The organism is Halorientalis pallida (genome assembly GCF_004118325.1).
In the GTDB taxonomy this organism is placed as follows: Archaea; Halobacteriota; Halobacteria; order Halobacteriales; family Haloarculaceae; genus Halorientalis; species Halorientalis pallida.
Genome location: NZ_RDFA01000004.1, coordinates 376,284 through 399,682 on the forward strand (window position 1 = coordinate 376,284; position 23,399 = coordinate 399,682).

The window sequence follows — 23,399 nt, forward strand, 5'->3', positions numbered from 1 at the left end:
TTCGAGGGGGACGAGGCGGTGAGTAACGGCTCCGAGGGTGACGGCGCGGAGAAAAACTCCGAGGCCCAGGCCATCGTCGAGGTACTGAAAGTCGTCGAACCGGTCGTCAGCGCGACCAAGCGCGGGCCGATGGGGATGGCCATGCTGCTCGACAACATGGGTGTCAGCGAGGAGCTGATCGGGCAGGACGCCGCGAAGCTCTACGAGACCGTCGAGAGCGACGTGACGACCAACGGGGCCAAGATCGAGACGGCCATCACGAGCATCGTCGGGCAGCTCCAGTCGATCCCGGACATCGACGGCATCGAGGACCTGAACGACGTGGACTGGGGGAAAGTCTACGAAGAACTCGATCCCCAGGACCTGCTGAAGAGTCTCAAGAGCATCGTCAGTTCCGTCAAGGCCATCTACGGGACTATCGAGATGCTCCAGGAGATCGACATCCAGGACCCCGAGATGGCGACGCTGGGCGATCAGGTGTTCGACTACCTGCTCGTCAACTACCTGGAGACCCACTACGGGGAGCTGTACGGCTTCCTGAAGACTTTCGGCGTCATCACCTCTCGGACGGGCGATCACGGGAAACCGGAGAACATCGACCTCGGGGCGGTCGTCGAGGCGGTCGAGGACCCCAACGAAATCCCCAAGGAGCTGTTCAACTGGGCGAAATCCAACGAGCCGTTCCTGGCGACGCTGTTGCTCCAGCGCTTGCTCCAGACGTTCTGGGGCACGCACGTCCCGGCGAAGCTCTCGAAGGCCGGCGAGGACACGCTGGCCGGTGCGACGGGGAAGTCCAAAAGCGAGCTCGCGAACCTCCAGCCGGGCGATATGCAGGACACCGACGCGATGGACGGCTGGGGTCAGAAACTCCTGCTCCCGCTGTTCGGCGCGTCCTACGACGGCGGCCAGTTCGAAACCGGCCTGAAACTCGTTCCCCTCCCACCGAAGGACGGCCAGTTCCTCCCCGGCGTGGCCGTGGTGACGTACGGCCAACTCGATTCGGGGATGTCCGGAACACTGGGCGACGACTGGACGGCGTCCATCGAGGGGGACGGCCACCTCGCCAACCGCGGGGTCGCGATCAACCCCGGCGTCGACAGCGGGCTGAACTTCAGCTTCGTCAACACCGAGGGGAGCAGCGCGGGGACACCCGGCGGCGAGTCCGAGGATCAGCTGGTGTTCACCGCCGACCTCGAATACGTCGGGGGCAGCGAGAGCGCCCAGGCCTCGGCCAGCGGGTCGGGCAACCGGATGCGGAAGCCCATCGTGGGGACGGTGGTCGGGAAGATTAGCATGGACGGGCTGGCCGTGTCCTCGCGGTTCGAGTACGCCAACGACCAGTTCCAGTTCGTGGCGGAGTTCACGACGATCGGGATCATCTCCGTCGACCCGAAAGGGGGCTTCCTCGACAAGGTCATCCCGAAACCCATCGCGTACGACTTCGAGGTGACGCTGGGCTGGTCCACGAAACAGGGCTTCTACCTCCAGAACGGTGGGACGCTGATGATCTCACTGGCCGACAACCTCCCGCTGGGCCCGCTCCAGATCAAGGAGACGTTCCTCGGGCTAGATCTGGGCGAACTCGGCGGCGGTAGTGGCGCGGGCGCGCCAGCCATCCCGACCGTATTCAGTTCCACGCCGAAACTCGACATCGGCTTCCTGACCGCGGAGGTCATGCGGACCGGGATCAAGGCCGACCTGTCGTTCCCGGGCGGGACGGACGGGAATCTGGGCCCGGCCGATCTGGATCTCGGATTCAAACCGCCCCAAGGCCTGGCCCTGTCGGTCGACGCCGGCCCGGTCAGCGGCGGCGGGATGCTCCGATTCTTCCCGGAGCAACACCGGTACTCCGGGGCGCTCCAGCTCTCGGTCGGCCCGCTCTCGCTGACGGCCATCGGCCTGCTGAAGACGAAACTGCCGGGCGGTGGCGACGGCTACTCGTTCCTCCTGTTGATCACCGCGGAGTTCCCGCCGGTTCAGCTGGGCTTCGGTTTCACGCTCAACGGCGTCGGCGGCCTGTTCGGCCTCCACCGCGGGATGAAGACCGACGTGCTGGGCAAGAAGGTCCGAACCGGCAACGTCGATTCCATCCTGTTCCCCGAGAACGTGATCGAGAACGCCCAGCAGATCATCTCGGACCTGCGGGCGATCTTCCCGCCGAAGAAGGACGTCCACGTCGTTGGCCCGATGGTCAAGATGGGGTGGGGGTCGCCCACCCTGCTGACGATGGAGGTCGGCGTGATCCTCGAACTCCCGACGTTCGAGATCGCCATCGTCGGTGCCTTCCACCTGAACCTGCCCGACGAGGACGCGCCGCTGATCACGATCAATCTCGCGGTGCTGGGGGTGCTGGACCCGCCGGACCAGCGGCTGGCCGTCACGGCGAGTCTCTACGACTCCCGGATCGTCATGTGGACCGTCTCCGGCGACATGGCGATGCGGCTCCGGTGGGGCGACGACGCGAAGTTCATGCTGTCGGTCGGGGGCTTCCACCCCCGGTACGAACCGCCGAAGGGCTTCCCGGAACTCGATCGGGTGAAGGCGAGTCTGGGCGCGCCGAGCGGCAATCCACGAATCGAGTTCAAGGGCTACCTCGCGACGACGCCCAACACCTTCCAGGTCGGCGCTGGGGTCTACCTCCACGCGGAGGCTGGCCCGGCGACGGTCGACGGCGCGCTGGCGTTCGACGCGCTGTTCGAGTTCGATCCGTTCGGGTTCGTCATCGACTTCCTGGCGAAGCTGAAGATCCAGATCAAGGGCCACGGCCTCAACATCGAGGTCGACGGGACGATGATGGGGCCCGGCCCGATGCGGATCAAAGGGACCGTCGAGATCGAGATTCTGTTCATCTCGGTCACCACGAAGGTGGACGTGAAACTGGGGTCGGGCGGCGAGACGGAGGAACTGCCGCGGGCCAAAGTGATGCCGAAGCTGACGACCGAACTCGGCAAGTCCGCGAACTGGGCGGCACAGGTCCCCGACAGCGCCGACTCGCTGGTCACGATCCGTGACGGACTGAAAGCTGACTCCGAGAGCGAGAGTGGCGGACAGAGTCAGGGGGAGGGTGACAGCGGGGGCGACAGCGCCGAGGTGCTGGCCCACCCGCTTGGCGGCATCGACGTGCGGCAGACGGTCGTCCCGTTGCAGTCCCGCATCGAGAAGTTCGGGAACATGGTGCCACGGGACTACGAGCAGTTCCGCATCGCGGACCTGCAGGTCGACGGCACGTCGCTGGCGACGGACGCGAAACGCGAGCGGTTCGCGCCCGCGAAGTACAAGAAAATGAAAGACAGCGAGAAGCTGAACAGCCCCTCGTTCGTCGAGCGCGAGGCCGGGCGCGCCGCCGGCAGCGACGCGTGTTACTTCGCCGGGGCCGACGAGGCGACGAGCGGTCGGGCGGCGGAACTCCGGCGGACGACGAAACTGGAGTACGAAACGTCGGTCGTCGACGAACGAGAGGAGAAACACGCGGCACCGCTGTCGTCGCTGGGGCGGTTCGCGGACGTGCGCCCCGAGCGGGCCCGCTTCGGGATTCCGCTGGTCGAGGTGACGAAATTGCTGAACGAGACGGCGCTGGCCCGGAGCGACCTCCGGCAGGAGTTCACTACGCCCGAGGCCGACGTGTACGGTCTCCCGGGTGGCAAGGTCATCGGCGAGCGGGCCGACCGGACCCTGCCAGCGGGGACGGTCGAGGAGGTTCAGCCGGCGGAGACGGTCGGCGGTAGCGGTGGAGATGGCACCGTGGCGGGTGGCGGACGGGACGGCACGGTCTTCGACGGCGAGTCGGGTGTCGATGCCGTCGGCGGGAAAGCGATCGACGAGCAGGTCGTCCTCGGCGAGAGCGCCGTGGCCGAACAGGGTGAACTGTTGCGTGAACAGGGAGCCGGCGTCATCAACATCGGAGGATCTCGATGAGCGGCAAGGATCAGTCAGGACTGGGTACACACTACGAATTCTTCCCGAGCGTTCGGGCGGGGTATCGACCGAGCCAGCGGTACGGCACGGAACCACTGCAGCGGCCGGCCTTCGGCGTCGACCTCACTGTGGAGGGCAAACAGAAGGGCGGCGACTGGGAGGAAGCCGAGGACCAACCCTCGACTGACATCCGGCTGTACGGCCCGGGGGACGTGGCCGGCATCGACGAGCGACAGGTGGTCCGGGTCGAACCCGAACCGGACACGTCGACGATGCCGCCGAACTACTTCCCGCTCGTCGAGTTCGACCGGGCGGACCTGCCGTGGCTGTTCAGCCCCGAGCGGGCCAACCCGGACGACGACGCGAAGGTCCGGCCGTGGCTGGCCCTGGTCGTCGTCGAGAAGACGAACGAGGCCGTCAGCGTCGAGGCCGACGGCCGCAAGCCACTCCCCGCGCTGTCGGTGCCCCAGAACGAACTCCCGCCCGTCACGGAGGTCTGGGCGTGGGCCCACGTCCAGGTGACGGGCACGCTCACCGACGGGGAACTGAAGCGAGTGTTCACCGGCACGTCGGATCAGGCCGTCGCGCGACTGCTCTGTCCGCGCAACCTCGATCCGAACACGCGGTACGTCGCCGCCGTCGTCCCCACCTTCGAGCCGGGTCGACGCGTCGGTCTCGGCAAACAGCCCTACGAGAGCGACGCCGAGCAACCCACGGTCGAGCCCGCCTGGGACGCGAGCAAGGAGTCGACGACGACACTTCCGATCTACCACCAGTGGGAGTTCGCGACCGCCAACGAGGGCGACTTCGAGTCGCTGGCCCGGAAGCTGGAACCGCGCCAGCTCTCGGAGGCCGGCGTCGGCAAACGCGAGGTGGACCTGAGCGATCCCGGCCCGCCACAGCTCGAAGACAGAGACAGCACCTTCGAGGTCGGCGGCGCGTTGATGTCGCCGGGCCTCGACCAGCAACCCCTCGCGACGACGAAACGCGAGGCGATGCGGCGACTGCTGAACGATCCCGACAGCACCGACACCGACGGGACCGGGCGGTCGGAAGCGACCAGTAGCGACGGACAGTCGGAGGCAGAGAGCGACCCACAGGCCGACCTCCCCGTGATTGGCCCGTCGATCTACGGCCAGTGGTACCTTCCCGGTGACGCGGGCTGGGGGGTGGACGACGGGCGGCCGACGCCGCCGGACGTGCCGACGAGCGGCCCCTACGTCGACGCCTGGCTCCGCGAACTCAACGTCGATCCGCGCTGGCGAATCCCCGCCGGCTACGGGACGGAGGTGATTCAGGAGAACCAGGAGCGACTGATGGAGGCCGCCTGGGAGAAGTTCGGCGACCTGGAACTGGCCAACGAACGGACCGGGCGGAGTCAGCTCGGCGACCTCGCCGGCTCGAACGTCCGCGACCGGTTCGAGCGGGCAGGCGATCACCTCGTCGGGGTCAGCAGTCGAGTCCGGGACATCGAACAACTCCACCGCGAGATCGTCGCCGCCGGCCGCCTCCGCGACGAGGGCGCGCTGGGCGGTCACGACCCGGACCCGGCCGTCGGAGAGGTGGTCGAACAGGGCGACGACGTCCGGGCGAAACTCGGCGAGCGACAGTTCGCGGACACACTCACGCGCCAGGGGAAACTCGCCGTGAGCGAGGAGACGAAGTCGATCACGTCGACACAGGGCAAGCGAAAACTGAACGAACTGCGATTGGGCGCGAGCGGCGGGCCGATGCGTGGCGACGGCGCGGGCGCACTCGGTGCGGCCGGGGGCACACTCGCGGATCCCAGAGCGTTGAACCGGGCCGCGAAACTCGCCTCGCCGACCTTCCGGCGGCTCACTCGGTCGAAGGGGAAACTCGACAGGGGTGTATCGACGGACGCGAAGAAGGCGACCTTCACCGAGCGGATGGGCGAGTCGTTCAGTTTCGACACGGAGCGGAAACTCGGGGGTCGGTTCGCGCGGGTGAGCGACGAACTCCCCGAGCGGGAGGCATCGAGCGAGTCGAGTGCCCAGACAGCGACGGAGGCGGCCGAGTCGGCCGATACCGAGAACGCGAAACCGGCGTCGACGGACGGCGAGTCGACCGACTGGCGGCTCGGATCGCAGGGGCAGGTGCTGTCGCTGTCGGAAGCCGTCGACGAACTCGACGGGAAGGCCGCGACGGTTCCCAAGGCACTGCTAGCCGTCGAGAGCGCGCGGGAACACTGCACCACGGCCCGCCAGCGACTCGACGACCTCGACTCGGCGCTGGCGGAGAACGAAGGGGAGTTCACGACGGACGCGGTCGCAGCGGTGACCGAGCGGCCGACCGTCGAGGACCACTGTGACGCGATCAAGCGCAACACGTTCGACACGCTGGACCGGCAGTTCCGGAAACTGCTGGCGGCCGACCCGGCGGCGCTCTCGCCGGAGTTCACGACGGAGTCGAAGACGACCGAGCTGGAGGGCATCCGCGAGGCCCACGGCCGACTCGCCGCCGCCGCGGAGCACGTCACCGACGCCATCACGTCGCAGTCGGACGAACTGGCGACCGTTCGCGGAAAGATCGACGCGGCGCTGGCGGCCATCGCCGACATCGAGGACGGGCTGGACGCCCTCGCGGGAGCGGTCGACAGCGGAATTCCGGCGGGCGCGACGCGGACGGCGACGACGGCAGCCGACACGTCGGCGGTGGCGGACGCGGCGGCCACGACCGAGCAGGTGGCGAGCCAGCCGATACCACTGGCGGAGACGAGTGCGGCAGTCGACCAGCAGGGGGTACTGGAGGAGTTCACGACGGTCCAGAAAGAGACCCTGCTCTCGGGGACCAGCCAGTATCCGGGGCTGCTGGACGCCGGGTCCTGGGCGAAACAGCGCGCGGCGTGGGACGTCCACCCGTCGATGACGGACCGGGAGGTGGAACTCGGGCCGATCCTGGCCGCGCCGGAGTTCGAGCAACCGATGTACAGGTGGCTGAAGGCGCTCGACCAGCAGTACCTCCTGCCGGGCGTCGGGAAGATTCCGAAAGACACCGTCGGGGCGCTCCAGACCAACTCGGCGTTCGTCGAGTCGTTCATGTGCGGGCTGAACCACGAGATGGCCCGCGAACTCCAGTGGCGACGGTACCCGACCGACCGGCGGGGCACCTACTTCCGCCAGTTCTGGAAGTACCTCGGGAGCGATCAGAAAGACGTCACGAAGCTCCACACCTGGGGCGACTCGGCGCTCGGGGAGAACCGCGCGGCGGGGGTCGAGGACGACCGGGTGGTCCTGCTGATCCGCGGCGACCTCCTGCGGGCATACCCGAACACCCGCATCTACGCCGTGAAGGCCGTCAAAGAAGACAAAGACGAGGGCGACGACACCGAGTGGGACCGGGTACCCCTGCTCCCTTCGCTTCGGGCACAGGCGGTCGCGGAGATCGAGGACGACGACGTCTCCGAGGACGAACGCATCCTGGGGGAGTACTCGAAGACGGAACTGAACCAGTCGGCCTGGGACCCCAAGGAACCGGTGTTCAGCGGCAAACTCGACCCCGATATCACCTTCTTCGGGTTCGACCTGACGACGACGGAAGCCGAGGGCGGCACCATCGCGGAAGGCACAGACGACGAGGACCTGGGGTGGTTCTTCGTCCTCGAAGAGCGGGTCGGGGAGACCCGCTTCGGCTACGACGTGGCGAGTCGCGGTGACTACGGGTCGAAACCGTACGGCATCGATTACGGCCCCGAGGGCAACCGCTCGACGAACACGATGGGCGAGGACGCACACGGCGAGGGCGCCGAGAAGGGCTGGAACGGGCTCTCCTGGGGCCACCTCGTCGAGAGCGAAGAAGCCCTCGAAGGCAAGAAGTACGTGCGCGTGACCGAAGACGCGCCGGCGGGTGGGAGCGACCCGGCCTGGGCGGTCACCGAGGGCACGGAGTGGAACGAGGTGAACGACGACGAATGGCACCACGACGACGCGGCCGAGTGGGGGAAAAACTCGGCGCACATGGCACGCATCGCCTGGCAACTACCGGTTCGGATCTGCATCCACGGGGACGACATCCTCCCCGAAATGTCAGGGGGCAGCGGTCGCTACAGGATCGCCGCCGACCTGCCGGAGGTGACGCTCGATGAGTGAGGGACCCCGCGAGACGGTCGAACGACTCCGGACGGAACTCGGGCGGGCGCAGGCCGAGATCACGCGCGCGGCGGCGGTCCTCACTCTGCTGGAGACTCGTGCGGACGGGGTTCGCCGCGGGAGCGACGCCGGAGACGCCGAACGGGTCACGACCGCGTTCGGTCGCTACCTGCGCGGCGAGGACCGGCCCGATACGCTCGCGTACCTGACCGGTAGCTACGTCGAGACGGAGGGCGGACACAGTTCGGCGCTGAAGGCTCCCCGCTCGCCGACGACCAGCGCGGTCGACGGGTTCGTCCGCGACCTGTGGACCTACGTCGAGGGTGGGGCCGTCGACCCCGGGACGTTGATCGACGACTTCGAGGGAGTGGTGACCGACGGCACGGCCGACGACTGCGAAGCGCTCGTCGCGCTCTTCGAACACGTCATCGCCGCGGCGCGTGGCTACCGCGACGACCGACAGACGAGACTGAACGGACCCGACGCCGACGGGCAGTCCGGCGGGCCCGGGAAACTTCAGGCCCTGCTGGACGGGCTGGACGACGACCTCGCGCCGTTCGCGGACGAGCCCGTCGCCTTGCTCCCGGTACGACTGGAGACGCGCTTCGTCTACCCCAACGACGACTCGCCCCGTGCGGACCAGTTGGCGGGGACGGCGGCGACCCTGCTCGATCACAACCGGACGGCCCCGGCCGAACAGGAGTTACGAGTGCGGGTCTATCCCGACCAGATCCACGTGGACACCCACGAGGACGGACTCACGGTCCAGGAGGAACAGTGGGGACGGAACTTCTGGGCGCAGGTGTGGTTCGCCTGCCAGCCCCCGACCACGACCGTCCACAGCGTCGACGGCCAGCCCACGCAGGCCGCGGTCCACGACTACGCTCGTGAGAAGATCCCCGCGGACCTGCGGCCGATGCTCGACGATCTGAGCGAGAACTGGCAGGGGCGGTTTTCTACCGAGTACGACGCCTTCTACCGCGACATCAAGGAGCGCGCCTGGAACCAGGTGGTCGAGCGGTTCGGCCGCGAGCGCGGCGCGTACGTCGTCCACGCCACGGCACCGAAGTCCCACGCGCAGGCGATGCTGACCGGCTACGCCGAGGGCGGGAACCCCTTCGACATCGCGGGCACGGTGTCGGGCCCGCCGACCACCGGGATAGACGACGGCATCGGGACCGACGACACCGGTTCGGACGACAGAGTCCCGGCACTCGAATTCCCCGGGGTCGACCTCCGCCCCGGTTCGTGGTCACAGCCGCCCGTTGCGAGTCTGCTCCCCGACCGCTGGATCGCAGTCGGACGCTGGCGCGGTGTGGACGAGGGGGACGGTGACACCCGGACTGTCAGGGTGACCGGCGACGCCATCCAGCACCCGCTCCCGGTCGGGCCCAGTCCCGAACGGGTCGGCAGCGAGGCTCTCGAAGAGACGCCCGGCGACGCGCCGCCGGGGATGGAGTGGATGGCCGACTGGCCGGCCGCGAAGGGGGCCGGCATGGGGCTGACCATCACCAGCGAGGACCTGAACGGGACCAACCCCGGCGAAGCGGTCTTCGAGGAACTGATCGTCGTCGGCGTCCGGGCGTCCCAGTCCGGTGACGCCGCCACCGACGCGCTCGAATCGCTGTTCGAGGCCCACCACTACACCGACGGGCTGGAACTGCTGGAGCGGGGGACGCCCTCGAACAACAGCGAGGCGGGCGACGCCGGCTACACGCCGAAAGACGAGCCGTCGGAGTCCGTCGCCGAAGAGTGTGGCCCCCTGCTCTCGGAGTTCGGTGACTTCAGTGACGGCGACCTGCTCGCCCGCGCGCTCGGCATCGCCGCCTCCGGCGAGGGGATGGATCACGTCTTCGCCCACGTCGAGGGCGCGGACGGGCGCTCGCAGGCCGACGCTCGCCACATGAACTCGCTGCTGTGGTCGGGTACCATCGGCTACTCGCTGCGGAACCTGCTCGTCGACAACCGGTGGACCAACCGCGACAGCATCTGGGAGGGTCGGTCCGGCCCGGAGCAGGGGACAGCGAAGTCGTTCCCCCACCGGAACCCGGCGACGGAACTCGGGGAGACGCTCAAAGAGGTCGACGCCTGGCGGCGACACTTCGTCAGGTACGTCCGCGCGGGCGGCCCCTTCCCGCCGCTCCGTGTTGGGACCGTTCCATATGGGATCCTCCCGGCGCGGACGCTGCCCGACGAACCGGGCGGGGGGTCCCCGGCGAGGAACGGGAAGTTGGCCGACAAGATCGGCCGGCGCGAACAGTTCGAGCCAGTCGACGATCAGGTCCGGACGCCCGAGGGGCAGTTCCGACTCGATACGAGCAAGGTCCAGCTCTCGGCGTCGGTGACGGGCGAGTCGTCCGGACCAGCGAAGGGGGGCGGGGCCGTCGACCCCACCGGCACCGGGGAGTCGGTCGATACGGGCGCGCCGGCCCCCGAGGAATCGGTGGAGACGGCCGCCGACGAGACCAGCACGACCACCGACACGACCGAGACGGCCGCCGAAGAAGCGACGACCGACACCGGCGAGACGGGAGCGACCACGGGCCCGTCGGTCGGCGAGGTGAGTGCGTCGGGCTACTCGGTGACGGTGCCCGAGAGTACGACGCAGATCGACCAGGACCTCTACGGGTCGAGTTTCGACCCGGCGACGCCGAGACGGGCGAAGACGATGCAGTCGGTCTCGACTGGCTTCAGGCTCCCCGACGGCGGGTCGGGCGTCGCGACGCGGACGCGCCAGCGAGCCTTCAGGACCGACGAGGAGTTCCCGGGGCGGCTGGCGAGCTGGCTCGGCAGGCTGACCGACGCCTGGGACGACGGCGCGGAGAACGTCGAGCGGGTCGGCGGTCCCTCGACCGGATCGGACGTGGTCGAGCGCATCCTCGGCCGGGAGGCCAACGCCGACGACTTCGTGCGGGAGGTGCTGGAGGGGTACGACGCGCTCCTGACGGACCCGGACATCGACGAGGCGAGAGCCGAGAGCCTGACCGAGGAGACCAGGGAGCGGGTCCGGCAGATGCTGATCGACAACGACGTGCAGTCGCTCGATCCGCGGATCGCGTGGATGCATCCGCCGGTCCGGTCGCTGTTCGGCGAGGACACCCGCGGCGAGCAGTTACAGTTGTCCGGCGACCGGCCGGTGTCGGACGTGACCGACGGTCGCGAGTCGGACTACCTGCGCTACCTCTACCACGAGCCATTCGGCTTCCTCCGGAACATGGGACTCCCGGTCGGGCTGGACGCCATCTCGCTCGACCGAGAGCGGGTCAAGGAGATCACGGGCTGGGGCGACGAGATCGACTCGCTGAGCGACCGCCAGCTGTTCATGCACGTCTGGCTGACGAACCCGGAACACGGGAAGTTCAGCGCGATCGCCGCCTACGCGGGCGATACACCGATCACATACGAGGCGTCCAGCGAGGAAGCCAACGTCTACCGCGACAAGCGGTACAACCTCTACCGGACGGGGGGTGCGAGCCTGCAGAACACGCTGTTCAAGCAGCTCACCCGCTTTTCGGTCCTGCAGGGCTACGTCGGCGGCCGGATCCGTCTCGGGCTGAAGTGGGGCGACCTGGACCTGCCCAGCGACAACGCCTTCCTCTCGCCCGACCGCAACCCGAACGCCCGGTCGGCCGACGAGATCGAAGAGATCGAAGCAGAGACCGGGGAGGAGAACGTCGTCGCCCCCGACTACACCCAGCAACCGGTGCCGGACCCGTCGGTGGTCGACGGTGACACGAAGACCGTCTGGGAGTTCCTGGAGGAGTCGGTGCCGGCCGAACGGCTCGACCGATACGACGACGACTACGGCGGTTCGTACGCGAACGAGCTCTTCCAGAGCTGTTCGCCCCGGTACGACGACCCGTCACTCGATCCCCGACTGCAGGAGATTCTGGACGCCGCGGCGTACCTCGAAAGCCGCGACACCGATGATCTGGGACGGCTGTTCACCGAGACGCTGGACCTGGCGAGTCACCGCCTCGACGCGTGGTGGACCTCGCTGGCGACGCGTCGCCTGTTCGAGCACCGCGAGACACGGGAGACAGACTTCTGCGACGGCGCGGAGTTCGCGTTCGTCGGCGATCAGTTCGAGCGCGGCGAGGACACCGAGGCGCTGCCCGAACCGGAACCAGAGTCCGAATCCGACACCGGAGACGGAGCGCAATCCAGCACCGGGACGCGGTTCGGCGTCGGCGGCAAGACCCGGTTCGGGGCCGTCGAGAACATGCAGTCGGTCTCGAAGCAGTTTGGGTCGTTCTCGTTCGGGGGCACCACGGGCGAGTCCGGCACGAGTGGCGAGGACGGTGACGACGCGGAGACCGACGGCGGGGAGACGTTCGAGCGGGCCGGCGGAGAGAGGAACGAGCCGGCGACGGACTCGCCGGTCACCTACGTCGGTGCGTACGGCTACGTCGAGGACCTGCGGTCGGACGCGCTGGCGGACGGGCTCGAACCGGAGCACTCGGAGTACATTCACGCCCCGTCGCCACAGCACGCGACGACGGCGGCGGTCCTGCGGAGCGGCCGGACGAACCACACCGACGAGTCCGGGGACGGCGAGTTGGCCGAACTGCTCGACATCGACCTCTCGCCGGGGCGCGTCCGGGCGGCCCGGCAGGTGCTCGACGGCATCCGGCAGGGACAGATGCTCGGCGACCTGCTGGGCTACCGGTTCGAGCGCCGCCTGCTGGAGCGCAGCAAGTCGTACAACGAGGACAACGCCGGGACCATCGCGCTCCCGCGGTACAAGTTCACGCTCCGGCGGGCGTTCCCCGGCGTCGAGGGCCAACTCGACCACGGGGATGGTGAGGACGGCGACGAGCAGATCGAGGTCGGGACCGCGGCCGCCGCCAGCGACGTGCTCGACGGCTACCGGCTGTTCACGAAGTGGCAGGAGTACGACGACGGCGAGAAAGACCGGTTCTTCCAGAATATTCCCTACGAAGGCGAGAATGCATCGACGCTCGCGGCGGCGACGACGAGCGCCGAACAGTCGGCGCTAGAGGGGATCCTCGAAGAGATCGCAGCCATCGTCGACGCCACCGCGGACCTGCTGATCGCGGAGAACGTCCACCAGCTGGGGAAGGGGAACTTCGCGCGGGCCGGCGGGGGCATCGACGACCTCGTGAAGGGGAAGCCGGTAGCCGATCCGGAAGTGGCCCAGACGCCACGGGACGACGTGGGCGTCACCCATCGACTGGGCGTCGCCTTCGGCGATCCGGCGAACGTGGGCGTGGCGACGACGTGGACGGCCGACTCGGGCGTCCTCGATCCCAACGGACTGCCGGGAGCGGGCGACGAAGCCACGGGCCCTGACGTGTCGCTGACGTTGCAGACCCGTCCCGAGGCGGAGCCGAACCTGAACGACTGGCTCGACGACCTGTTGCCCGCGCCCGACCGGGTCTCCTGCCGGGCGGCTCTGGAGTGGGACGAGACCAGGGCGGCCGCCAGCGGGACCGTCGTGACGCCGACCAGCGAAGGGGTCGTCTCCATCGGGGATCTGGACTTCCAGCCGGACCTCGTCGTCCTGGGACTCGCCCACGGCGTCCCGAAGGGCGGCGCGGCGGGGCCGGCGAGCCACTACGGCGTCACCAGCGGCGTCGCCGTGCGGACGGAGACGGGGGCCGACCAGTGTTCGACCAGCGTGGCGACCGATCTGACGGGCTCGGACGCGGGCGGGGTCGTCGACGAGGACCACGCGCTCCACGCCCACCTCCACGAAGACGACGGCGATCACGGGCTGCTCCGCGGTTCCGTCCGCTTCACCGACGACGGGTTCGACGTGGCCTTCGACGACGTGGCGACGCGTGGGCCCGCCGCGGAGGGGCTGGTCGTCACCTACCGCGCGTTCGCGCTGGAGAACGCCGACAACGTCGAGGTCGGTACGTTCACGACCGACGCCGGGACCGGGAGCGACTCGATCTCGCTGGAAGTGGACGCCGACCAGGTGCGCCTGTTCGGGACCACGCTGGCGACCAAGACGGGCGGAACGGTCACCACGACCGGCGCGGCCGGCTTCTCGGAGGGGATGGCCGTCGCCCGGGACGGCGTGACCCAGCACGCGGTCGGCACCAGTGTCGACCCGTCGAGCGGCGGTCACGTCGCGGGCGCCCGCGACGACCGGACGCTCCACCTCCCGTTCGCGGCCGGCGGCTCGGTCGCCGGGACGACCAGCGTCGCGGTGACGGGGCTGGGCGAGTCGCTGGACCTGAACTATACCTCGACACACGCGGGCGCGGCGAGCGACGCCAGCCGCGTCGTGACCTACGTGGCACTCGGGAGCGACGACGCGCCGACGCCGGCAGTCGGGACCCTCGACGGGACCCGAACGGCGGGCGACACGGCGACGATCCGGACCGGATTCCGGCCCGGGCAGATCGAACTCGTCGCGCTCCCCGACGCCGCCAGCGTCAACAGTGACGGCCCGGTGACGGTCGGTGGCCTCGCGACGGGCGTCGCCACAGGCGTTGGCGACCAGCAGGTGGTCGGCCACGTGGTCCGGGCCGACGGCGACGGGCCGGTCGGCGTCGGTGCCGAAACGGGTGGTGACGTCATCGAGTTCCCGGATCTCGCGGCCGATGGAACCGTCGCCGACGCCGACACAGTTCGCGTGACGGGACTCTCCGAGACGGGCTTCACGATGACGTTCCCGACGGTGACCGACGGGGACCAGGTGATCGCCTGGCGGGCCTGGCCGGAGGAGCCCGCGTCGGTGACTCACGTCGCCGAGACCGGCGTCACCCTCTCGGAGCTGAACCTGTCGCCGCTAGACGCGACCTACCTCACCCAGCAGAACCAGAAAGCGGGCGCGTCACAGCTGGAGACCCGGATGGGCTACCATCTCGCCCGGAATCCACCGAGTCACAACCCGCCGGTGCCCGACACGGCCACTGTGACCCTGGAGTTCGACGCGACGGCCCCCGAGGCGAGCGGCGACGACCCGCTCTCTGTGGGTGCCTTCCTCGAAGTCGTCGCTGGCCTCCGCGAGGTGATCCAGGAGGGGCGACCGATGACCGGCGAGGATCTGGGCCACCCCAGTGAGACCGACGACGCGGGCTACACCGACTACTCGATCACGGAGTTGCGGGGCCGGGCCGACACGGCACAGGCGCGGCTGGCGGCCGTCCGGCGCGTCCTCGACGATCGAATCGGCCTGCTCGACCCCGCCGTGGCGGGCGCACGCTCGATCACCGAACAGGTCGACGCCCTGCACGACAGCGTCCGGACGTTCACCCGCGAGGTTCCCTTCGACGGGCTCGTGTCGGCGTCGAACGCTATTACAGAGTCGCTCGAGTCCGATTCCGGCGCGCTGGTGACGGCGCTGGAAGACCTCAGAAGTCACCTCCCGGCCGGATCGACCGACCGCGAGGCCCGTGATCCCGACCTGGACGTCGCACCCGCCCCAGGCCAGGAGGTCGCTGGCGAGGGACTGCCACCGAACACCACGCTCTCGCTGTCGGTCTGGAGTACCTCGAACGCCGAGTGGTTCACGCGGTCGACGCAGGTGGGGACCGACGGGGACGGCGAGTTCACCACGACGCTGGACTTCTCGGGCGTCAGGCCCGGCACCGGATTCGTCGCCGTCCTCGACGACGGGACGAGCGTCGAGCGCGTCGTGGAGGGCGCGGTCCTTGTCCCCGAAGACGCGACGGAGGTCGACGCTGCGCCCGGGATGATCGTCCCCGGCGAGGCCGACGTGAACGGGGCGACTACGCTCGACGTGAGCGTCACCGAAGTCGGCGCGTCGTCACCGCTGGCGACCACGCAGGTCGATACCGACGCAGTCGGCCGGTTCTCGGTCACCGTCGACGCCAGCGGGCACGCGCCCTGGACCCTGTTCGCGGTCGAGGCGACCGACGGCGGGACGACGGTCTACGAGGGACTGGCCTCGGTCCGGGCCGACCCGGCGGGGGTCGTCGAAGACAGCAACTTGCTCTCGGCCCTGCTGTGGATCGACGCCCGGGCCGACGCGTTCGACCCCTTCGGTGACGGTGCAACGGCCGACCTCGACGCCGCAGTCGCCGACGAGACCGACTGGGGCGCGATCCGCGCCGAACTGACGACGCTCCGGGATCTGAACGGGAAGACCGGCGGCGGCGAAGACGGAACCCCGCCCCAGTCGACGATCGACGCGGTGGCGAAACTCGTGAGCGAGGGCGACGAGCCAGCGCTGGAGTCGCTGGACCAGACGGCGGTCGACGCGGCGGTCGCCAGCGTCACGGCCGTCGTCGACGCGCTCGGTATCGCCGACTACTTCGACGTCACCGGACGGCCCGACCGCAGCGGCGGGACCGGCTTCTGGTCGGTCCGGGCGGCCATCGAGGACGAGGACGCCCAGGCCCGGCTCGCCTCTCTGCTCGACCAGCACACACGGGCCATCGAGGGCGACATAGCGGCGTTCGCGTTCGCACCCGAACTGGAGGCCCTCCTCGTCCGGGCGCGGCTGGGCGTCTATCCCGAGGGCGACGACGACGTGAAACGACTCGCGCGCACGCTCCGTGCGCTCGCGGACTTCTTGCCGACGGCCGTCGACGATCCCGCACTGGCGGCGCTCACGGACCCCGAGGCGTTCGTCCGGCACTTCCGGGCGCTACTGTACGAACCCGACGCGCTCCCGACAGGGGCCGAACGGAGTACCTTCCTCTCGGATTTCCGGACGCTCGTCCGCCAGCCGGTCCTCGGCGGGATCGGCGGGATCGACGAGGTCTTCGAGGTCGCGGGGCCCGAACCGCCGTTCTACAACCGCGACCGGCTCCTGCTGGACGTGCAGGGCAAGCAGCCGAGGTCGGGAGACGAGCGGGACCGCGAGAGAGAGCGGGACCTGGAACGGGAACGCGAGGAGTTCGTGCGGGACGTGACCGAGGCGGCCCGCGACGAGTTCGAACGGGAAGCGCTCGTCTGGAAAGACGGTCTTCGGGCGCTCGATCCGAAGGCGACACCGCCAGGGACGCCGGTGACCGACTGCCGGTTCCTGCTGGAGGGGTTCCGGCGGGCCGTCCTGCCGGCGTATCTCGACGGGCTCGACACGCAGTCGCTACTCCCGGGTACGTCGGCGTCCCGGCAGCAGTTCTCGAAGGACGTGTCGAACCGCCTCTCGACGCTGGGGCAGGTCGTCGACGAACAGCGCGGTCACGTCGACGCGGCCCGCGAGGCGGGTGCGTTCCACGACGCCCTGCGGACGGGCCTGTTGGAGACGCTCCGGCGGGCGCTGTTGCGGGCGTCGTACTTCGGCGTCTACGGGAGTGTCCCGCGGTCGCCGTCCGGCGGCCAGCCCGACGACGAGACGGTGCTGGTGACACAGGCACGGACCGTCACCGAGGCGGTCGCCGAGCGGTACGAGACGGCGACGGGGTACGACCCCGCCACCCGACCGGACCCACCCGAGGGTGAGCCCGCGACCAGCGTCGACGAACAGGTCGCGCGCCTGGAGGCCATCTTCGGCGAGGCGTTCCAGGTGTTGCCGACGGTCGAGCCGACGAACGGCGCTGAACTCACCGCGACGTTCGGCCGGAGCGACGACCTGCAGGCGGGCGACCCGATGGCGGCCGAGACGTGGCTCCAGCGGGTCGCCCGCGTCCGCGACGAGTCGGCGCGGTTCCGGCGGGGGCTGTCCTACGCCGAGGCGGTCACCGGCGAGCGCCACCGCGACCTGCAGGTCGGGCAACTCCCCCACCGGCAGGGCGAGCGCTGGGTCGGCCTCGACGGCCAGGACCCCGAACCCGGCCGGCTGTCGCTGGTGATGCAACACGCCGCCGGCTTCGACGGCGACTACGGGCGCGTCGCGGGACTGTTCGTGGACGAACTCGTCGAGAACGTCCCCGGCGAGACCGAGACGACCGGCGTCGCGCTCAACTACGACGACCCGGACGCGATGGCACCCAACAGCATCCTGCTCGCGCTCCCGCCCGAGGAGGGTGGGTGGACGACCGATCATCTGGTCGACGTGGTGACCGACACGATGGAACTGGCGCGCTATCGGATGGTCGATCTGGAGGACATCGACGAGTTCGGGACCCTCCTGCCCCTGCTCAGTTTCCCGCGTAACGACCGGCTCCGGCCGGACGCCCCGTCGGTCGACGTGGACCGCATCCGGACCTTCCAGGCGGCCAGACCGGAGTGGGGGACCGTGAACGTGACGCTGCCCGAACTCACGCTGAACGCGCAGTTGTTCACCGGAAACGGTGAGCAAGGAGGTGAGAGCCAGTGAACCCCTACGGCGACGAGTCGATCACTGAGTGGCACCGACTCTCCCCGACGACGCGCAACGAGGAGACGGCCGAGGGACTGCGCGCGAAGGTGGCCGACCCGCTGTGGCTGCTGGGCCGGCAGTGGCAGGTGGGCGAACTCGCCGGCGAGGACGCCGGCTCACCGGTCAAAGTCGAGTGCTGGCACGAACACGATCCGCTGACGCGAGTCGACCTCGACCCCGGGAGCGAGGCCGCGACCGCTCGCGACTACGAGGTGACGACCGACGGCCCGCTGGAGACGATAGTCGAACGCGAAGCGGTACTCGACGACGACCCTGGCCGGGAGACCGCGGTCGAAACAGGCCGGAACTTCCTCGCCCGGCTGGACGCCCAGGGCGTCCGGATCGACGGTCGCGCGGTCCGGGCCGACGACTTCGCCGACGCCCTGCTGGTCGGGTCGGCCGACGGGCCGCTGGACGCGGGCGGCGAGCGGTTCGTGTCGGTCGTCGGTGGCCGTACGCTCGACGGCGTGGCGCTCTACGAGCGGCTGACAGCGAGCGGGAACGTCGCCGGCGCGAGCGACTGGAGTTCGGCCTCGTGGGGGAGCGTCGACCACGCCTGTCCAGTTTCCGGCTCCGTGCCCGACGGGTACAAGCGGGCGGCGAAGGCGTACGTCGACTGGTACGCCGACTTCTACGACGAACCCGACGAGGGGCGGGCCTGGAACCGCGACCGGATGGAGTACGAGTTCGCCGTGGCGACTGGGTCGGGCGGCGACGAGACCGCCTTCGCGGCCGACGAGTACGCGGGCGGTCGCCTCGACTGGGACGCGTTCAGCGTCGATCCGGACCGCTCGCTCGACCCCGACAGCGGTCAGGCCGACGCACAGACCGACCGACGGAACGCCTCGGGGGCCGGGACCGGCGTCACGACGCCAGTGAGCGACGAACTCCCGCTCGACGGCCTCGGGATCGACCGCGGCGAACCGGACCTGACGATGGTCCCCTCGAAGGTGTCGTTCCCGGGGATGCCATCCGCGCGCTGGTGGGAGTTCGAGGACGGGAACGTGAACCTCGACACGATGCAGGTAGGGCCGGGCGAAGTGGGCAAACTCCTGCTCGCGGAGTTCGCCACGCTGTACGGCAACGACTGGTTCTCCCTGCCCATCGACGTGCCGGTGGGGTCGCTGACCCGGATCGAACACCTGCTGGTCACGGACACGTTCGGGCAGGTCACGGCGGTCGAGCCGGTGACGCCGGACCGCGAGACGACGACCGCCGAGGAGACCGACCAGAGCGAGGAAGCCGACGAGGGCAATTACGGCGGCGCGGTGGCAAAAAGCGGCGGCTGGAACGTCTTCACGCACCCGGACCTCCCCAACCACGACCGTCCCGGGCTGTTCTACCCGCCGGTCCTCGGGGCGAACCACGCGAGCGACCCCGTCGAGCGCGTGCTGTTCGCCCGCGACGAGATGGCGAACATGGCCTTCGGCATCGAACTGATCACGGAGGACGCCGTCGGCGACCCGCTGAAGTGGCGCGAGTACACGCCCGCGACGCTGGCGGTCGACGTGGTCCAGACGGCCGCGACGGCCGCTGGCGAGCGGGTCCGCTTCACCAACCCTGGCGAAGGAACCGTCGACGTCGGGGGCTGGACCGTCGAGAGCGACACCGGCGAGACCTACACCTTCCCGGCGGACACCGGCGACACGACGCTCGACGCGACCGAATCGCTCACACTGTACACCGGCCAGGGCACCGACGCCGAGCCTGGCGCGCTGTTCTGGGGGAAAGCCAGCCCGGTCTGGGGACAGAGTAGCGAGTTGACGATCAGGAACCGTGAGGGGACGATCGTCAGGAACACCTTCATCGGGGATCCCGCGAACCCGAACCTGCCCGACTACCGGCTGGTCAGCGACGTGGAAGACTACTGGTTCCCGCTGGGGATGGAACCAACCGGCGCGACCAGCGACTTCACCATCGGTGACCTTCGGTTCGAGTTGGCGCGCCTGCTCGACGCGGACCCGGGCGTGGCCGAGCCCTACGGCGAAATCCTCCACCACGAGGTCAGCCTCCACGACGAGGAGTTGACGCGGGGCGGGCTGGAGGTGACCCGCCGGTACCAGTACGCCCGCTGGATCGGCGGCACGACCCACCTCTGGAGCGGTCGCCACGCGACCATCGGCCGCGGCGAGGGACAGAGCGGTCTCCGCTACGACTACCTCACGGAACCGGATCCCGACCAGGCCGAAGGGAGGTGAGCGGCACCCCCGCTGGCTTTCAGCCGTCGGAGAATACAGCGGGCGTCGAAATCGGAACCTGATTCCTACCAAAGTGTTTTATAACACCAACATGTCGGCAGTAAATACAATGGCAATTCAGGCGACGCCGTATACGATTCCGCTGGCGGTCTCGGCACTCATCGTAGGTACGTTGCTCGTGCTTACGATCACGAAGCGCCACGAGAAAGGTGCCTATCTGATGATCGCGCTGTTCACACCGATCGTGGTGTGGTCGATCAGTTACGCGCTCCAGTTGGGAAGTACGACGCTCGACCAGGCGTTGCTGTGGAACACGGTCCGATTCATCGGGCCGGCGTTCGCGTCGCTTTCGTTCCTGCTCTTTGCCTTCCGGTACACGGATCGGTCGGAGCTGCTGACAGGGCGTAACGTCGCCTTGCTGGCGGCAGTGCCGACGCTCACCATCGTCCTCGTGTGGACGAACTACTTCGGCCTGCACGAACTCATCCGTGTCGACGCCGAGATGATCACGCAGGGCGGCATCGAACGGCTCTCGGTCACGTACGGCCCGTGGTACTACGTCCACGCGCTCTACTCACTGGGCGTGTCGTTCGTCGCCGCGGGGCTGTTCGCCGCACAGTGGCCGAAGGTTTCGGGCCGGCGCCTGCGGCAGACCCAGCTGTTCCTGTTCGGCGGCGTCGTGCCGACGCTGGGTAGCCTGCTGTACGCCGCCGACCTGACCGCCATCGACTGGGGACCGGTCACCTACATCGTGACCGCGATCACGCTCACCACCGCCATCTTCTACTACTGACGGCGCGGCCCGCTCGCTGCGTGGTTCGCAGTCAGTGGATCTCGTTCCGTCGACGAGAATCGACGCCGGCAGCGACGTCCGAGGGCTCGTCGGCCGATTCGGCACGAGGGCTGTCAACACTCGCCGGGAGACGAACGGTTTTGTTCGCGGGAACGGTGCGAGCAATATGGTCGAGACTCCAGTCAGCGAGATCATGACGACGCCGGTGTTGACAGTCGCCCCGGACGAGACGCTGTCCGACGCCGCGTGGGCGATGCGCGACACCGATATCAAGTCCGTCGCCGTCATCGACGCGGACTGTGACCCGGTGGGTATCCTCACCTCGACGGACTTCGTCCAGCTGGCCGCCGACGAGGCGGACCCGAGCGAGGCCACCGTCGAACAGCGAATGACCGCGCCCGTGGAGACGGTCACGCCCGACACCACGGTCACCGAGGCGTCCGCGCACCTCCTCGACAGTGGCTTCAACCACATCCCAGTCGTCGACGACGACGTGGTGGGCATGCTGACCACGACCGACATCCTGCACCACACGACCGGGACGGCGACCGCTTGATCCCGGGCGGCAATTTAAGCGTGTCCAGCCCCTGGGACGTGTGTATGTGTCACGGACTCGCACCTGGGTTCATCCTGCGCGACGAGATCGCCGAGGAACTGTTGGAAGAGGCGAGAGAGCAGGCCGAAACTGAGACGACGACCGAGGAGACACCGTCGTTCGCGACCGACGACGAACCCGCGGGCGACGCGATCACCGGCGGTGCAACGGACCGGGACCGTCCCACAGGCGGCCCGAAGTGAGCGCCCGGAGGCGGTCACTCCGGCGAGGGCTCGTACGCCGGGCCCACCCGTAGACTCAGTTCTCGCGGTCGAATCGCCATCGTCACCGTCTCGTGCGTGCTGACCTCGCCGTCCCGGCTGAACGTGATCGGGCCGTCCCGGCCGGTGACGGTGACTCGGCCGGCCTGGATGTGCGTGACGCCCTCGGTGTCCTGGCCGAGCACGCGGTGGCGGACCGCCTCCGAGACCAGATCGCCCGCCGGCATGCGCTCGACGACCGCCACGTCGAACAGCCCGTCGGCCATGTCGGCCTGCCCCCCTTCCTCGACGAACCGGCGCGCGTTGCCCACCAGCAGGCACAGCGCCTCCCCCTCCCAGGTCTCGGTCTCGGTGTCGAGGCGCACGTCCAGCCCGTCGAACGAGCGGGCCTGCTGGGCGCCGGTGAGCAGGAACGCGAGCGTTCCGAACCGTTCTTTCAGTTCGCTGGAGGTCGCGACGCTGGCCTCGGCAGGAAAGCCCGCGATACAGGAGACCAGGAAGGGTTCGTCGCCGGCCATCCCCACGTCGACGGTCGCGACCTCGCCCGTGTCCGCGATGTCGGCGGCCTCCTCGATCCCCTCGACCCCGACGGTCCGGGCGAGGATGTTGGCCGTCCCGGCCGGGATCACCGACAGCGTCACGTCGGCGAGGTGGTCGGCGGCGTCGAGTCCCCGCAGGACTTCGTTGATCGTCCCGTCGCCGCCACAGACCGCGAGTTCGGACACGCCTGCTTCGCCGGCCTCGCGGGCCAGCGCCAGCGCGTCACCCTCGCCCTCGGTGTGGTCGACCGCGAACCCGCGACCGCGACAGAGCCGCGTGACGTACTCGGCGTGATCGCCCGTCCCGCTCACGGGGTTGAGGATGCACCGACGTGACCCGACCTGCATACGTGTCCGGAGGGCCGCCGGGTATTTAGTCGACGGGCCGGCGCCGGTCGGTGGATTCGATGGCTGGACGCCAACGGTTTTGTCGCTTTCGTCCCTCGGTCGCCACATCGTGCGTACCGAGTACGAGCGGGACCGGACGGTGATCGCTCCGTGATGCTCGCCCAGTTGCTCGAACAGTACGTCAGCCTTGGGATCTTCCTGCTCGCCGCGGGACTCGGCGTGTTCAGTCTGCTGGCGTGGCGGCGGGAGCGTGACCGTCGAATGGTGATCGTGACCATCGGGTACGCGATGTTTGCAGTGTACGGGCTCGTCGTGTTCCTCGAGTACGTCCTTTTACCATACCTCCCGTACCGGCTGCTCGAACTGCTGGAGCACGGGAGTGCAATCCTCATCCTCGGCGGCCTGCTGGCCTTCTTCGCCGCCCTCACCCGGGACTGA

Annotated in this window: 9 protein-coding genes; 8 read left to right on the forward strand and 1 reads right to left on the reverse strand. The window is 69.0% G+C overall.

All coding sequences use genetic code 11. From position 1 onward, the window contains the following. Positions 1-18 precede the first annotated feature (18 nt). The 7 genes from EAF64_RS13335 (at position 19) to EAF64_RS13365 (ending at position 22,056) form a co-directional block, all read left to right on the forward strand. Positions 19-3,915, forward strand: a complete 3,897-nt coding sequence (locus EAF64_RS13335; protein ID WP_129069489.1) for a DUF6603 domain-containing protein — start codon at positions 19-21, stop codon at positions 3,913-3,915. Then, complete coding sequence (locus EAF64_RS13340) at positions 3,912-8,021, forward strand: hypothetical protein (RefSeq protein ID WP_129069490.1); 4,110 nt, start codon at positions 3,912-3,914, stop codon at positions 8,019-8,021. The genes EAF64_RS13335 and EAF64_RS13340 overlap by 4 nt, the downstream gene beginning before the upstream one ends. Continuing rightward, complete coding sequence (locus tag EAF64_RS13345) at positions 8,014-18,225, forward strand: hypothetical protein (RefSeq protein ID WP_129069491.1); 10,212 nt, start codon at positions 8,014-8,016, stop codon at positions 18,223-18,225. Before EAF64_RS13340 ends, EAF64_RS13345 begins: the two co-directional genes overlap by 8 nt. Then, positions 18,222-20,465 (forward strand): lamin tail domain-containing protein, encoded by a 2,244-nt coding sequence (locus EAF64_RS13350; RefSeq protein WP_129069492.1) that lies wholly within the window; start codon positions 18,222-18,224, stop codon positions 20,463-20,465. Before EAF64_RS13345 ends, EAF64_RS13350 begins: the two co-directional genes overlap by 4 nt. Positions 20,466-20,574: 109 nt before the next feature. After that, the gene (locus tag EAF64_RS13355) at positions 20,575-21,258 is read left to right on the forward strand and encodes a histidine kinase N-terminal 7TM domain-containing protein (RefSeq protein WP_193767677.1); all 684 of its coding nucleotides are present in this window, start codon (positions 20,575-20,577) and stop codon (positions 21,256-21,258) included. Between the two features lie 166 nt (positions 21,259-21,424). After that, positions 21,425-21,814, forward strand: a complete 390-nt coding sequence (locus EAF64_RS13360; protein ID WP_129069494.1) for a CBS domain-containing protein — start codon at positions 21,425-21,427, stop codon at positions 21,812-21,814. 44 nt (positions 21,815-21,858) lie between these two features. Beyond that, the gene (locus tag EAF64_RS13365) at positions 21,859-22,056 is read left to right on the forward strand and encodes a hypothetical protein (RefSeq protein ID WP_129069495.1); all 198 of its coding nucleotides are present in this window, start codon (positions 21,859-21,861) and stop codon (positions 22,054-22,056) included. A 14-nt stretch (positions 22,057-22,070) separates the two neighbouring features. Here EAF64_RS13365 and EAF64_RS13370 read toward each other — a convergent pair whose 3' ends face one another. After that, positions 22,071-22,961: a diacylglycerol/lipid kinase family protein gene (locus tag EAF64_RS13370; RefSeq protein ID WP_129069496.1), complete on the reverse strand. Its 891-nt coding sequence runs from the start codon at positions 22,959-22,961 to the stop codon at positions 22,071-22,073. 153 nt (positions 22,962-23,114) lie between these two features. Between EAF64_RS13370 and EAF64_RS13375 the strand changes: the two genes are divergently transcribed. Then, entirely contained in the window at positions 23,115-23,399 is a 285-nt protein-coding gene (locus EAF64_RS13375; protein ID WP_227738968.1) for a hypothetical protein, read from the forward strand.